This is a genomic window from Bartonella saheliensis, assembly GCF_902162175.1.
The window spans coordinates 47,854-62,637 of sequence record NZ_LR607203.1 but is presented as its reverse complement, the minus strand read 5'-3'; the positions used below and the strand labels follow the sequence as shown (position 1 = coordinate 62,637).

The 14,784-nt window shown below is 38.4% G+C and carries 11 protein-coding genes, 1 tRNA gene and 1 rRNA gene; 3 read left to right on the top strand and 10 right to left on the bottom strand.

The genetic code is table 11. The annotated features are described in order from the left end of the window. Window positions 1-100: ribosomal RNA gene (gene rrf, locus FS875_RS04655) — 5S ribosomal RNA — on the top strand; the annotation flags it as partial. A 100-nt stretch (window positions 101-200) separates the two neighbouring features. Continuing rightward, window positions 201-277: transfer RNA gene (locus FS875_RS04650), tRNA-Met, on the top strand. Between the two features lie 857 nt (window positions 278-1,134). On the opposite strand, the gene FS875_RS10795 is transcribed toward FS875_RS04650, so the two are convergent. From FS875_RS10795 to FS875_RS04605, 10 genes are all read right to left on the bottom strand, one after another. After that, entirely contained in the window at window positions 1,135-1,269 is a 135-nt protein-coding gene (locus FS875_RS10795) for a hypothetical protein (protein WP_281282241.1), read from the bottom strand. A 426-nt stretch (window positions 1,270-1,695) separates the two neighbouring features. Next, window positions 1,696-3,060, bottom strand: a complete 1,365-nt coding sequence (locus FS875_RS04645; RefSeq protein ID WP_144753707.1) for an MFS transporter — start codon at window positions 3,058-3,060, stop codon at window positions 1,696-1,698. 417 nt (window positions 3,061-3,477) lie between these two features. Beyond that, on the bottom strand, window positions 3,478-4,149 hold the full coding sequence (locus tag FS875_RS04640; RefSeq protein WP_246067851.1) for an abortive infection family protein: 672 nt from the start codon (window positions 4,147-4,149) through the stop codon (window positions 3,478-3,480). A gap of 348 nt (window positions 4,150-4,497) precedes the next feature. Then, complete coding sequence (locus FS875_RS04635) at window positions 4,498-5,667, bottom strand: MFS transporter (protein ID WP_144753704.1); 1,170 nt, start codon at window positions 5,665-5,667, stop codon at window positions 4,498-4,500. A gap of 478 nt (window positions 5,668-6,145) precedes the next feature. After that, entirely contained in the window at window positions 6,146-6,430 is a 285-nt protein-coding gene (locus FS875_RS04630) for a hypothetical protein (RefSeq protein ID WP_144753699.1), read from the bottom strand. 72 nt (window positions 6,431-6,502) lie between these two features. Continuing rightward, the gene (locus FS875_RS04625) at window positions 6,503-7,657 is read right to left on the bottom strand and encodes an MFS transporter (RefSeq protein ID WP_144753696.1); all 1,155 of its coding nucleotides are present in this window, start codon (window positions 7,655-7,657) and stop codon (window positions 6,503-6,505) included. Between the two features lie 313 nt (window positions 7,658-7,970). Next, window positions 7,971-8,309, bottom strand: a complete 339-nt coding sequence (locus FS875_RS04620; RefSeq protein ID WP_144753693.1) for a hypothetical protein — start codon at window positions 8,307-8,309, stop codon at window positions 7,971-7,973. Window positions 8,310-8,492: 183 nt separating this feature from the next. Next, entirely contained in the window at window positions 8,493-9,734 is a 1,242-nt protein-coding gene (locus FS875_RS04615; RefSeq protein WP_144753690.1) for a DUF2087 domain-containing protein, read from the bottom strand. A gap of 267 nt (window positions 9,735-10,001) precedes the next feature. Next, window positions 10,002-11,195: an MFS transporter gene (locus FS875_RS04610; protein WP_144753687.1), complete on the bottom strand. Its 1,194-nt coding sequence runs from the start codon at window positions 11,193-11,195 to the stop codon at window positions 10,002-10,004. 343 nt (window positions 11,196-11,538) lie between these two features. Next, window positions 11,539-12,627, bottom strand: coding sequence for a TIGR04086 family membrane protein (locus tag FS875_RS04605; protein ID WP_144753684.1), 1,089 nt, complete (start codon window positions 12,625-12,627; stop codon window positions 11,539-11,541). 928 nt (window positions 12,628-13,555) lie between these two features. Between FS875_RS04605 and FS875_RS04595 the strand changes: the two genes are divergently transcribed. Next, window positions 13,556-14,752 carry a multidrug effflux MFS transporter gene (locus FS875_RS04595; RefSeq protein ID WP_144753681.1) on the top strand — a complete coding sequence of 399 codons (1,197 nt, stop codon included), beginning with the start codon at window positions 13,556-13,558 and terminating at the stop codon, window positions 14,750-14,752. The last annotated feature ends 32 nt before the right edge of the window (window positions 14,753-14,784 follow it).

Here is a 14,784-nt window from a genome sequence, read left to right as displayed (position 1 = left end):
GGAGTGAACGCACCCGATCCCATCCCGAACTCGGCCGTGAAACGCTCCAGCGCTGATGGTACTTTGCCTTAAGGCACGGGAGAGTAAGTCGCTGCCAGGTCTGCCAAATGCATAAAAATATTCTCTCTTCAATGCCAATGAAATATAATATAGTATACTGTATATAAGCAGGGTAGAAAAAAATAATCTCAATACCTTATCGCGGGGTGGAGCAGCCCGGTAGCTCGTCAGGCTCATAACCTGAAGGCCGCAGGTTCAAATCCTGCCCCCGCAACCAATAAAACAAATCTCCAAAAAATAAAGCACAAAACTCAAAAGCGCTAAATCTAAAATGGGCTAACATACTTCCACTACGCAATTGCTAAGACCGAAGGTAAAAACATAAAGAAAAATCATTGCACATAATGACAGAGTGTTGGCTCTTCCTCTACAAAGCGTGAGGTGAGGCTAGGGCTAAAATCAAATCCCCTTACACGAAAAAAACAATGTGAGCTGTTACCAATGTGAGGCGTTAGGTTACACCAATCAACCCTATTCCCATAAGGCAAGGCTGCTAAAATAGCTTACGCATCTTATTTTGCATTCACCCTATCATATGGCTTAAGTGCGCAAAAGTACAAAGCTCATGGATTGGGTGAAAAAGCTTTTTGCGTAAAAATACAATAAAAAATATAAGAAACCTCTCGCAAAACACCATCAGAAAAATCACTTACATATATCATAACACAATAAAATAGCGATAGTCCTTTACTCTTCAAAAAGAAGACTAAGCCTTTTACCCGCATAGAAGAACGGGAGTGAGAAAGTGAAGTAGATAAAGGTTGGTGGAAGGAAAAGCCACAAGTGAAGAAAAAATGCTCGAATAATTGCATAAAAAAACATAAAAATACTTGGCGCTAAAAATATTCCTTGATCATAAAGATAATCCCATCGTTAAAGAAGGTTCAACAAAATCTCCATAATGCCAAACGCTCTTTATTCTCCTTTATGGGCTATCAAGATAAACACCATGAAAGCATATGTTCCTGTGCTCGTATAGTCGACGACCATGTCAGAAAAATATCTCCAGTATAAATAAATATGTTATGCGCGCAAAAGCTAAAAACGTCAAAAAATTATACACTTCCCAAAGCATTAAAGACCTGAAATAAATAACACTTGCAACCATTCTCCTATCGAGGAGAAAAAAACGCAGGTAAAGTTATGTTGGAGAATTGGATGCACGTTTGTTCCCCCTATAGGCTTTGATAGTGCGGTACGATTTGCCATAATCACGCCTGCCTGACAGAGAAAATTTGAGGGATTATGAGTCCTATAATTGTGCTGAAGCAGCTTTCGGGGGCGAGCCTATGACTTATCACACATCAATAATGCATGCTTAATACTGTGAATATCTTATAATACGGAATGATACTCTATGGTGATCGTTTTTTAAAAAAAGCTCCATAGCACATGTATAAAATCCACATGTCTAAAGTCTTTATCCCATCCTTTAGCAAAGCAGGAAAAGGCGTGATAAAGTGCAATTGGCTGGGTGTGACCAATATTAGAGCTTAAGAAGTCTGGTGTGGTAGTACTTTTTACAAAGATGAAGGTTGTGGAGTTAAAGTCCCAGCATAGTGGTATTTTAAAACCAAAAAACATACTCTATAATTTTATTACCATAGCAAATGTTTATGGAGGCAACAAAGCATATCATAAGTTTGCACTCTTCTCCTTAGGCGATAAGGAGAGTACGAGGAAAAATAGTAAAAATGTTACGATAGAGAAGAGGAAGAATATGAGATATGTTTGATTGAGGGTAAATTGTCCATTTCTTAGCAAATGTAGCAAATAGCCAGAGAACACACCTCCCAAAGCACCGCCTATTTGTTGTAATATGCGTGTGATAACGGCTGTATCTTTAACGTATAAAGGATCGACATATTGGATGGGGGCAGATAGGCACACAATGGTGGCGATACCAAGCCCTACACCTCTTAGCAAGAAACCTAGCCCATCCATGCTTATTGTATAGCCAAAGCATAATAAGCCAAAGCTTGAGATCAACAAACCAATTCCTATCATGAAAAAGGGAGATTTTTCTTTCCATTTCTGGTAAATGAATTTTCTGCCGATCCATGCGCCTACCCCTTGCAAAGCAAGGAGAGCACCGATGATGAGAAGGCTCTTTTCATGGGGTTCTTCTAAAGCGAGAGCTAAGGGAAAATAAACGAGAAAGCTGTAAAAAAGAAAGGAAGCAATCAGCCCCATGATCATGAGCAATGTATAGCGCACATTTGTAAAGCCACTAAAGGTGATTAATTTGTTTTTTGCTTTCTGATTAGAAACAATGAAGAATATGAGAGAGAGCACCGCTATCAATGCTATGATATATATGGTGGTGTTGTTAGTGATATTTCTGGCTTCTGTGAGGTAAAAAAACGAAATAAGTGATAGAGAAAAGGCTATAAATGCAGGGGAGTTAAATTTTATTTTGGTGGTTTCATTTGTTTTTAAATGTTTTGCTCCAATGACAAGTGCTAATAAAATAAGTGGGATATTGATAAAAAATAACAGCCGCCAAGAGACATACTGAGCAATGGAAGCGCCCACCAGCGGACCAAAAGCAGGAGCAAAAACCGTTGGTACGGCTATGGTGCCCATGGCTTGGCGAACGCGGTCTTGTCCAAATTGTAAGGCGATAATGGTTTGGCTTAAGGGAAGCAAAAGGCCTGTCCCAAAACCTTGCACGATACGGGCCAAGATAATGCTTTGAAAATTATTGCTTAATCCCACCCCCAGTGATCCAAGCATAAAAATGCAGTTTGCAAGCAGCCAGGTTTTTTTTACGCCTATTCTTCCTTGCAGAAAAGCTGCCATCAACAATCCTGGCACAGTGGCGAGGAAATAGGAGGTTACGATCCATTGTATATTCTTTTCTCCCGCTGAAAAATAATGTGCAAGATTAGGGAGGATGACATTCACAATGCTACCATCAAGTAAGGGCAATATACTGGAGATAATGACGGTATAAATGACAGACTTTTCTGATTTGCTATAGGAATCTCTTTTTTGCATTCTTATGCCCCCTGCTGATATTCTTTACAATATTGGTTCTGTTCCATAAATCACAGGCTTTGAGAATAGACACCTGTTTGTGAGGACTGTACTATTGGGATAAATGTGATAGGGAGTGCTGATGCTTCCCCAATGCTTGTTCCCTTGATGTTCCCTCTGTATAATCGATTTTTCCCCAATAAAATTCTCATTTAGCGGATTTTGGTGAGTTTATCGAGGAGTCTGTTTTCTGTCAATTCTCTTGGCATGAGAGCAAAACAGAGCCTACATATTTGTGTAGGCTCTGCTCCAAAGGTCAATGGTTCGGGGTTTTTATAAGATCCGGTCCGGTTTTACGGAGCCTGTTTGTGTTCTGGTGTGAAATTCATGAGGGGAAAATGTTAGGATCAATCTGTTTCGTTTATCGAGAGTATTTTTTTATGATGCCTTTTGGCGCAACTCTAAGATATACATTGCAAGGGCAGAGGCGGCATTAACAACTAAACACGCATGACGAGGTTTGAGATTGATTTCTCGAAAATTTTCTTCCGAGCGACCATGGGCTGCACTTTCGTTATTTCTTAGATTCATGGTACCTTGTACAACTTGGTAGAGACCAGATACTACCATTTTTAAGTTCTTTTTATCCAGATCGTTTAAGTTTTTTTTCTCCATATCTTTTGGACGAAGCTCAGCATGTTCTATGACTTGTTGCCATAAAGCGGGTAGCGTACAAGCGGTTTCTTTATAGGAGAGAGCGTGGTGGTTGAGATAAACTTTACAGGATGCTTCCAATAGATTGGCTGCGTAGAGAGCTGAAGCCATTGGATCGGTTTTTATGTTTTCCAATGCTCTCTTTATTTCAGTATTGACTGCTGATAGTTCATTCTTTGCAACTTCTTTTTGCAATGCCTCTATAGAGAGAAAGCCAGCTTTGGTAATATATCCTTCACGCACATACTGCAATCCATCTTTCTTTAACGTTTCTAAAATCTTATCTTGATCTTCTGATCTGTTATCAAATGAGAAACTGTTGGACTTATGAGATTCGTTGTCCATAAAATCACCAAGTAGGTTACCAAAGATCTCAAGCGGTTCATCGCATTCCATGTTGATGGCTTGGAGTCATGCTTGAACTTTGGTAGGTTTTGATCCCTCTGGAATCTTATGAGGGGCATTGGATGTAAGAAATAATTCTTCTAACTGATTATGATTATAATGTTCTGCAAATATTTGAGGGAGTAGCCCAATGATTGCAGGAGGGATTTTGTTTTTTTGAGATATTTTTTGCGGGGATGATAATTGCATTGTTTGCCTTTATAATATCAAAAAGTACTGTGTGGAATGGTCTTGAGAATATGATTTTTCTTCTTTCCCTTTGGTAAAAGGTTGCATGCATCATATTGTGCTTCATATAAGAATTTTGCATGAGAAAGACTATATCATGTTTTAAAAAATTTACTTTTTTACTTTTTTCATAAAAAGTAGGAGGGAGAGGAGAGCAGCGCTGATGGCTGCAATGCTTAAGAGTTGCCAAGCAGATAAACTCAAAATATCTTGGTTGTATAAGAGGGAACCAAAATAACTGCCTGCCATGCCTCCAAAAGCACTGGATAAGCTCATAATGCCAAGAGTGCTAGCAATGAGGCGTTCATCTATGTTTGTTGCATCATAGTCGAGGCGTATGCGTAGAATGATTTCGGCAAAAGTAAAAAGGATGATCGCTAAAAAGAGCCTAATGTAGGAATGATCAAGAATGTGGAGGATCAAAAATGAGAGACCAAAAAAAGTAAAGGATAAAACTATAGGCGTTTTGGCCTTTTTTTTACATGCCCACCTTGAGGCTGGTATTTGGAAAAAGATAACAATAAGGGCATTGAGGAGAAAAATGTATGAAGGAGCACTCCTTCCAAAAGTTTGTTCAGCAAATAGAGGGAGAGTGACTTCGAGTTGTATGTAAAAAAAGGTAAATAAAAACATAAAAAACACAATGCAAAGCATCGTTTTATTGGTAAGCAATTTTCTAAAATCAGAAAAATGTATTTTATTGCGTGTGTTGGTATCGGTATTGTCTTTTAAGGTACAGTTGAGAAGGAATAACAAACAAAAGAGAAAGCCAACAAAACTAAACAATAAAGGAGGATGAATTTTAAAAATCAGCATTCCAAGCAAGGGGCCTATGGCGGTCCCTATGTTGGAAAAAATGAGTCTTGTCGATAAAATGTCGACTTTGTCAGCTTGAGAGACGTTTTTTACTAAAAAAGATTTTGCAGCAGGAAAATAGATACTGCTTCCTAGTCCAATGAAGACACAGGAGAGGAGCAGGAGGTAAAAATTATGCGTAAAACCAATGAACAGATAGCCTGGAATTCTTATTGCTAAACCCAAAAGCATGGTTTTTTTGATATGGACATAATCGGAAAGTATGCCTCCTAAAAGAGAGCCTGCTCTTTGACACCAAAAAGCAATACCAATGATGGTCCCCACTTCTATCGCACTGAGAGAATTCAATTTGCTTAAATAGATCGCCAAAAAAGGAACGACCATAAAAACACCAACATTGCTCAAAAGTATGGTTATGAGAATGAGTTTTATGCTTGCCTTGAAACTGAGGATTTTCCGTAACATTTCATTTTTCGATTATAAGATTTATTTTATTTGCTCCTGAGAGTGCCTTTCATAGCGCTGTTTTTGAAGTTCGACCAGTGGTAAAAAAATTCTGATACCGATTTTTCATGAGGTTGACGATCTCTTGTTCTTGTAAGGCGCATGGGGGGAGAAGCATTTTTTTGGTATACTGCATGTTTTAAGTATATATGCTTTAATGTTTCTGTTGTTTGGAGGGCGAAAAATATTTGACTTGAGAGTTTTTTTGCTCCAATTCTTTGCCAAAGTCTTGAGGTTTTTTTTCCTTTGTGTGTAGCATATAAGATGATAAATGTTCTCATCAAATTTAGAACATTGGAAACCTATGAGGCCCGTTTCTTGAGTGGTAAGCTTTAAGGGGTTTAATAGCTAAGTCAGGGATTATCTCTTTTATTTTCAAAACAGATTCAGGTTGAAAGGTTTCTCCAAGATAGAATAGTTTTTTTAGAGATTTTAATTTTTACTCCCAAGATACGATAATAAGTTTATCCGCAAAACTTGACAGGCAAATGATGGTATCGATAAAAAATTCTTCGATAGCTGCACTTAAAGTCTCAAGATCAACCATAGAGGCAAATGAATAATATGGTACTTTGAGAAGGCGACAAATTTCATGGGCAAACAAAAATCCGCCCCATAATCTTTCCGCTGTGAGACAATTGGCAACAGATTTTATAGAGAAATCTTTAAAAACAGTTTCGAGTTTTTTTGCAGCAGAGTGTGTTACAAACTCATAATTGAGCACTTATGGCGAAGTGTTGTGGGTACTCTTGTTGTGCCACCCGGTTGCAAAAATGATATATGACATTGTCGCTCATTATTTTTTCGTTTGCATGAGACAGAGGCAAGAGGTAAAAGCTGAGACACCAACAATCATGCAAAAGATGAAAGCAATGTGATTGTTGCAATAGCTGATGATCCATCCACTTGTCCATGAGCCTGTCGCTTGACCAATATTTGAAATAACAAGGATATAACTAAAAAGAATGCTGGCAGAGAGGGAGGCGGTTGTTTTTCCTGCTTGATAGTATATTTCTGGAATCATAACAGATTCATAGATACTGTAGGCAATTAGTGCAGTCACAGCGGTAAGGACTCCACCCATGAGGAAGAATGAAGCGAAACTTCCCATAAGCCATAATAGGTAAAAAGTTGTTTTATCGGAAAGGCTAAGGTGTTTATTGATTATTCCTTGCCAGATACAAATGCTGATTCCAACAATGGAAAAGAAAATTCCACTATAAGGGGCCAGATTGCTGTCAAATTTATTGAGAAGTGTTGTGGTGGTGATAAAAATTCCCATGAGGAATGCACAAAGAAAAGCTGTGACCAGCAAATAAATAATAGAATGATTATATCTTATTGTTTTTAAAGAAGAAAGAAGAGAGGTGTTTGTTTTTTTATTCTTTTCAACGGATGATTTTTTATGGGGGTAGTGATAAACAATTTGAATCGATAGAACACAAAGATACAAACTAATGATTGCAAAAAAAGCCATTAGAAAAGCTGATGCGTTATATTTTATGGCAATTGTTGCAACAAGTGGGGCGATAACAACCGCAGCGTTTTGAAAAAAAGAATAGAGAGTTAATGCGCGTTTAAGAGCATTTCCATTGAGATGTTTTGATAAAATTTCTCTTAAAAATGGCTTTGAAATTGCTTTTGAAAAAGCCATTAAGGTAAAAAAGATCAACCATGCAGAAGGTGTGGTTGACAGGATAATGCACAGGAAAGCGGTACTCCTTAAAATAAAGGCGGTAGCCATTAAAAGTTTGCGCGAAAATCTCTCTAATAAACCCGTTGTGGTTACCATGAGAATGCTTTCGAGGATTACTGATCCAGCGAGATAAAAAGCAACATTTGCAGCAGTTATGAGAGAAGAGCTTCCAAGGATAGGGAGGACAAAGAAATAGGAAAATTCAGAAAGAAAAACTGCGCTATAGATGAAAAAAATTATTTTATTTGTGCCCATGGAATTTCTATAGAAGTGTTGTTAAATGATCAAAGACATTTTGTTGTATCTTTTGAGGAAGTTTTGTCAGCTCTGTTTTTGCTGTACACATTTCATTGCAAGAGTATCCTTCCTGATTTATCAGCCAGTCCACTGCAAGAATATTGTTTTTTCTACGACGTTTTTAGAAACACTGAGCATTTCAGGATAGAACTTTTTTTGCCATATACGCTTATAAAGCAGCTGTTGTTAGGATCGTTTTGTGTCCCCGCGTGCACCATTTCCAATATAGTTGTTTTCTTGAGGTTTGCGGAATTTCATAAACACAGCTTTTCTAATAGGAATTAAATATGACAGAAGGGAAATTGAGAAAAAGGGTGTTTAATTTTAACTCAAGTTCATCAAACAATATACATTTTGCACGCGTTCGCGCAGCTGCATATTGCACACCAAACCTCTTTAGGGAAGATTTTACGGCATCACTTAATGCTGGATGACGTTTTAATCCTAGATTAAGAACATGACATAAAATCAATGTAAGCTTTCCTTGACTTAGCAACAATACTGCGTCCTGATGTTTGCCCAATAATCGTGAGATCATTGAGACCTTGATTTCAGATTTTTTCCTGATAATTTTGACTGTCTCTAATCCACTTTGATAACCAATTGACATCCCGCATTCTTGTTCCTCCCATGAAACTCTTACAAAGAGGATGTACAAATTCCTATAGATTGTCAATATATGAATGATTTTATAAGTTTTTCACGAAATTATATTTTTTAGTGGAAGGTTATTCATGCTCTTGAAATAGAGAAGAAAAATGATTGCGTTCATTAATCATCATTCAATTCTTTCTTAGCGCATGCGTTGATATTTGCCCCCATGGCGTTGTAAAAATCCTCTCTCAATGAGGGTGCGTCGTAATCTAGCAAAATCTACCGTAAAGAGATTGCATATCTTGGAGACTTCTGTTTCGCTATAGATTTTTTCCCTTTGAAAAGTTTCTACAATTTTTATAAGCATCTCTTCTGTTTCTAAGTGGCGGTCGTTTAAATTTTCTCTCTCCCGCACATTTTTATCTTCTAGTGCTTGCCAAAGTGTTCCTTCCGCTTGAAATCCTGTTGGTGTGTTTTGAATAAGACCAAGATTTAAAAGACGGTTGATGGATTTGTGAATGGTTTTGGCATCACAATCGACAGTTTTGAGGATATCAGAAAGATTTTTCGCACCAAGGATAATGGTGGCGTAAATAGCGCGCAATGTCGGTGAGGTCATGGCAGAAATCAATGAATTGCGGGTATTGCGTTTGTGAAGTGCTTCTTTTCCCATAGGCAAAAGATCATTGCGAAGGGGTAGTTCATTGACCTCTAGGAGTTCTGTTTGGAGCGATTGTGTGCGGACAATTTGTTCAGCAGGGGTTCGTTTGCGAATAATACCAAGACCACTTTGGCGATATTTGTGGTTTTCGGGGAGTGTTAAAGCTTCATAGGATCCATCAAGGCGGTAGAGAATTTCCTCCCACAAAGGGGTTCTGACTCGTCGCACCCGTTGCTCTCCATCAACAGCAACGGTTGTGGTCATGGTTGGTTCATGCAGACAGAGATAACCACCAGCGCTGATATATTTCCAAAGCGTGGTAACAAATCGCACATCATCTGCAGGCGTTCCAGCATCAAGCCAAGCAAAATCTATGGGTCCCCAAGATTGGAGCATTTCATCATCAAGAGAGAAGAAATTTTCATGGATAAATGTTACCATGCCTTTTTCAATATGCTCGTCTTGGAGCAGTTTTTGCCATGCTTCTTCAGCGGATTGTCCTTCTACTGAAAAATCATCAATGGTGATCAATCGTGGTTGATAATTCTCAAGGACCCTTGAGGGATCAAGCAAAGCTGTACGTTCTTCCCACGTGGAGGATTCTAAAAGTTTTTTATCCTGTTGCCATGCTTGTTTTGCTTTTTGCAGTGCTTTCGCAATCATGCGTGTGCTATCACCTGCACCGATTTCAAGGACTGTGCGCGGTCTTGCCATTTGAATGAGTGTGTAAATGAGTTCAATACTGTTTTCTGTTCCCATACCAGGTCTTATCAGGGGCATCTTTTGATCCTTATTCTTTTACCAAGCGCAGCATTCCTGTTTTGACAAAAAAAGTGGTTGTTTGTTCCATGGGGTGTTGTTGCATGATGTTATCGTTTTTTGCTTTTAAATATCAAATTTTTGCAATGATTGTTTGCTGTTCCACACCAAGTGGTTTAGCAAAATCCCATTAGTTGATATGGGGGAGAAACAATGATGTTGGTTGGGATTTTATTGTCATGTCCTTTTTGTGCATGGTTTGTGTGAGAGAAAAGATGGCAAAATCTGTTAAGCATGATCACCTTCCTTTTTTTGTAGAGTGTTGTTGACGATAAAGCCTAATATGCCTGTGATCATAGTGGCGATGCCGATGATAAAGAGTGTGTGTTGGGTATGATACACTTTTACAAAACCTGCACTGATAAAACCAATGCACACAGCTGTTTGTATGATGAAAATATAAGCGGGCATTTGGCTGTTTCGCTGTTCTTTTTGGATGGCTTTCATCATAAAACTTGCCATGAGGGCATTTTGCACACCATTGGCAGCCCCAAGAATAAAAAATGACAGCATCATCAGCCATATGAAGTTTGTTAAGGAAAAGCAGAAAATGGCCAAGCCAATGGTTGCAGCAGCCAGTGATGCTCCAGCGGCATTGCCAAGGCGGTGGAAAAGGCTGGAAAAGCAGAGTGGACCAACCACAAGACCAAGACTGAGCATGCTGCTAATTATTCCATAGGTTTGTGCACTGAAGGAGAGTTCGGTACGGATGCGGACAATCGACAACACATTAAGAGCAGAGGTGAGGATGATGGTGATAATAAGGGGGGCAAGAGCATAGACAACCGTTTTTTTACGCAAAAGCCCTGGTAAGTCTAGCCCTTTTTTGCTTTGCTGTGCTACGTTTGTTGTTGGCGCATGCATTTTAAAACTTTTGAAGCAGTATGTGGTGATCAAGGCTGCACAGAGAACCATGATTGAGAGTGCAAAGAGCCCTTTTTGCCCGTTTGATAGACCATATAATACACCCCCTAATAGCGGTCCGGCAATATAACCAAGATTACGAAACGTTTGGATAATACGATTGATGCGGTCTAATTGCTGATCGTTTTTTGCAAAATCAGGCACAGCAACAAGGATAGCAGACCAAAAGAGTGAACCCGCACAGCCCAGGGCAAAAGAAAGGGCAATATAAAGCCAAAACTGGTTGGCGATTGCGGCTGTGGCTATGAAAAGTGCTTCAAACAATAAAACAACAGTAATTGTGTGCGCTGGCTGGAAATGATGCAAAAGACGTGGGGCAATAGGGCCTGCGCAAATTCCTCCCATAAGCCCTGCAAAAAGCAGCATGGAAATGGAGGCTGTACTTTCGGCTAAGTGTAAAGCAAATGTCACTTGAGCCGTTTCATCAGCAAAGCTGCAAACCCCCAAAAGGAGAAAAAGTCCTATTTGGGCGAAAATCATGGATTTTTTCTTTGTCACAATGCTCCCCAACATGCTAAAGCTTTTACAGCTTTTAAAATTTCCTCCCATTCATATTTTTATATGTTTATCATGTTATTTTGTTCTGTCTAGTTTTTTCCTCATGCTTCAATTGAGAAAAGAAGCTTTTTTCATAAGTAGTTTCTGTAGAACGGGTACAATATTCATTTGCGGAGATGAGGCGTTCTTTGATATTAAGTAAGGGCAATGTGAGAGGATTAGAGGTGGGAAAAATGTCTCATATGAGAGACGGTAATACAAAAGAACAGTCAGGAAAGAGTATAAAAAAAGCTGTACAGTCTGTACAGCTTTTTGAAGTGTTTGTTTTATAGAACATAAGCTTTTAAAGGGTGAAAGAATCCTTACGGCTTCTGTAACCATAATAACCAAGAACACTGGAAATTGCAGCGCCTATCAAACTGCCTAAAAAGCCCCACCATCCCATATTCGAGGCTGTGTTTGTGACTTTTGTAGCGGTGTTTTTGGCTCCTTTGATGGCATCCTCCAGATTATCAGAGAGGGTTTCAGCCCGTTCTTCAAGCACTTTTATCGCTTTTGCAGTTTTTTCCTCTGCACTTTGATAAACATGAATGGCTTCGTTGGCGGCTGTTTGTGCATCCGCACGGCTCATGCCATCTTTTGTGAGGGCGTTGATGATATCACTTCGATTAAATTTTTCTGTCAAATCTTCTACACGATCAGAAAGGCGTTCCTCTAGATTTTTCAGAGTGGTACGGTAATGCGAAGGATTCTTTTTAAAAGCTGTGATTGCCTCCCCAATATCACTGAGTGCTGCCTGATAGGATATTTTTAAGCGCTCAGGGTTGAGGGCAGGAATGTCGCTTTTGTTGAGAAGGGTACGCAACTCACTGCCAAGTTGGTCAAAATTGATACCACTGTCGCTGTTTTTGGTTAAAAACTGTGCAAAATCCTCGCTGTTTAATTTTTCCAACAAAGGGGAAATGTTTGTTTTGAAACTATCTATAGTCTTTTCGATCATTGAGCTATTTTCTAGGGCTGCTTTAGCCCCTATTTTTGCGGTGCTTGAAACCACGTGGATGGCTTGAAGGGTCATCAGCAGTGTTAAGAGAGCCCAAGTGAGAAAGCCATGCAGGGTTCCTGAGGATTCAGCAAAACGCCCGGCAACAAAACCGCCCAAGGCAAGGCTTATCAGCATGACGATGAGAGAGCTCATACCAAAAGAAAAGAAAGAACCTTCAAAAGGGTTTGAAGAAGTGAAATCCATTTGGCTCAAGCCTAATGCTGCCACTAGAAAAGAAAGGCAGATTGATGTGGCAAGAGCTGTTAGAAGTCCGGCAAAGATAGCAGACCATGAAATGGGTGGTTGAAAAAATGGATAGTCTGTCTCGAGGGATGTTTTCCCAAGAAAATGTGTATCGAAGGGTGTGTCTTCAGGAATGCGGGTTTCCATATTTTATCTCCTTTACTGATGCTGGAGATAGAATGCTTGCTGCCCCATTATGTTCCAAAATAGATGGTGAGATGCTAAAATGAAGAGAAAAACACTACAATATTTTATGAGAGGAAAAATGTTGAATATATAAACTCTAAAGATCTAATTTACGCCTGAAGAAATGTATGTTTATTCCTATGCTGTATAGTATCATTGAATCTCTTATGTGAAAAATATTTTAAAAATAGAGTTAAAGAGTTAAAAGGTCTGGTGTCAGAGAAAAATAAATATCAACTCAGCACATCATAAGAGCTCACGGCTTAAGTTAAATAAAAAAGCGTATTTATTTTTTATTCTATAATATTTTCACTAAATTAGACGCTAATTTTTATTATGTTTGTCTTAAGTAGAAAGTTTTATGAAATAAGTGCAATATATTGGGTTTTGGGTGTGTTGTAGAAGTCTCATTATGCTCTATGAGCTGATAGAGTTAAACTCTTTACAATAATGATTTATGTTGATACGGTTTTTAAATTATTGTCGTATACACTCTGTTTGTACTATAGCGATTTTGGGGTAGAGGCGTGTGAGGTTGTTTTTCTTCTTTGTGTTTTATCGATCAACTTTGATGGATTGTGTATAAAAAGTTGGATTTCTGCTGTGAAGAGGAGGAGTGCTTTTTCTTATGCCATCAATGGAAAAAACAGCGGAAGGCTGTGGTAGAGTGTGTGTAAAGGAAGATTCTTCATGGATTGAATTTTTGCATGTGAAGCATGGAGAATAGAATTTTATTTATTAAAAAAATAATTGAAATTTTATTTCAAAAAGTAAAATAATAATACTTTTCATCATGATTATTTATCTATATAAGAAAAAATATCATTATATTTTTTAATTTTCAATTAAATACTATTTAATATCTAACTTTAAAAGTGTGATTTTATTTATGAATCGTAAATATACTTTGCCATTTATTATACTTATTGTATGTTTGTCGACAGGGGGATTAATCTCTACTGATATTTTTTTACCAGCACTGGGGGATATGCGTCAGTATTATCAAGTGACACAATCTCAAATTCAAAGCGCAGTGGCTGTTTTTTTGTTTGCATTGGCACTTGGACAGCTTATTTATGGACCTCTAAGTGATAATTTTGGGCGTAAAAAAACACTTCTATTAGGCTTATTCTTGTGGTTATTCACGACAATTGGTGTGATTTATACAGTTCATATTCATGCTTTTCTTGTATTACGTTTCTTGCAAGGTCTTGGAGCTTGTGCGGGGCTTGTCTTAAGTCGCGCGATTATCAATGATTTGTTGGATAAAAAAGCAGCAGGAAAACTTTATTTGATTGTTTTCCCTTTTATTGGAATGTCGCCAGCACTTGCACCTTTCATTGGTGGACTTTTGATACAAGCTTTTCATTGGCAAGCCACTTTTATCTTTTTAGGTTTTTTTATATTTTTAACCATTTTATTATGTTTTTTTGTGCTAACCGAAACTCTCCCCCCCCAAAAGCGACAGCCTTTTTCTCCAGTAGGATTTATGAAGGTATATCTAGACGTTCTCAGAAATAAACAATTTATTTTTTATGCACTTATTCCGTGTTTTTCTTATGCGGCCTATTTTGCTTATATTGTGGAGTCGCCTTTTTTACTCACGACTTTGGGGTTATCGCCGATCTATATTAGTTATAGCTATATTGGTGTCTCATTGCCCTATATTTTGGGAAATTTTTTGGCGCGGTGGTTTTTCGAACGCGAGTCTATGGAAAAGACTGTAGGAAGAGGCTACATTATTTTTGCTATAGGAGGAGGGCTCTTTGCTTTGCAAATGTATCTAAGCCCATGGCCTCTTGTAACAAGTTTTATGGCTATTGCTGTTCTTACTTTTGGCAATGGTTTTTTATTACCTTTAGGGACAGCATTGGCTATTTCATCGCATCCGCAAGCAGCAGGAGCAGCCTCAGGAGTTATGGGCTCTTTGCAATTAGGAAGTGCTGCACTCAGTGCGGCGATTATCGGAGAAATCTCTGGTCATAGCCCACGGGCTATGGCAACTTTATTAGCAGTGTGTTGTATGATTGGTTTTATCATTTATATTCAAAAAGCGCGTCATTTTATGACTTCAGAAATAAGTTGAGTAAAATGATAGAGAGTATTATGCAGGAATAT

Excerpts from the sequence above, each read along its gene's own strand:
- FS875_RS04640 (WP_246067851.1), bottom strand. The coding sequence starts at position 4,149 with ATGGAATGCGATGAACCGCTTGAGATCTTTGGTAACCTACTTGGTGAT.
- FS875_RS04605 (WP_144753684.1), bottom strand. The coding sequence starts at position 12,627 with ATGGAAACCCGCATTCCTGAAGACACACCCTTCGATACACATTTTCTT.
- FS875_RS04625 (WP_144753696.1), bottom strand. The coding sequence starts at position 7,657 with ATGGGCACAAATAAAATAATTTTTTTCATCTATAGCGCAGTTTTTCTT.
- FS875_RS04635 (WP_144753704.1), bottom strand. The coding sequence starts at position 5,667 with ATGTTACGGAAAATCCTCAGTTTCAAGGCAAGCATAAAACTCATTCTC.
- FS875_RS04615 (WP_144753690.1), bottom strand. The coding sequence starts at position 9,734 with ATGCCCCTGATAAGACCTGGTATGGGAACAGAAAACAGTATTGAACTC.
- FS875_RS10795 (WP_281282241.1), bottom strand. The coding sequence starts at position 1,269 with ATGGCAAATCGTACCGCACTATCAAAGCCTATAGGGGGAACAAACGTG.
- FS875_RS04620 (WP_144753693.1), bottom strand. The coding sequence starts at position 8,309 with ATGTCAATTGGTTATCAAAGTGGATTAGAGACAGTCAAAATTATCAGG.
- FS875_RS04645 (WP_144753707.1), bottom strand. The coding sequence starts at position 3,060 with ATGCAAAAAAGAGATTCCTATAGCAAATCAGAAAAGTCTGTCATTTAT.
- FS875_RS04595 (WP_144753681.1), top strand. The coding sequence starts at position 13,556 with ATGAATCGTAAATATACTTTGCCATTTATTATACTTATTGTATGTTTG.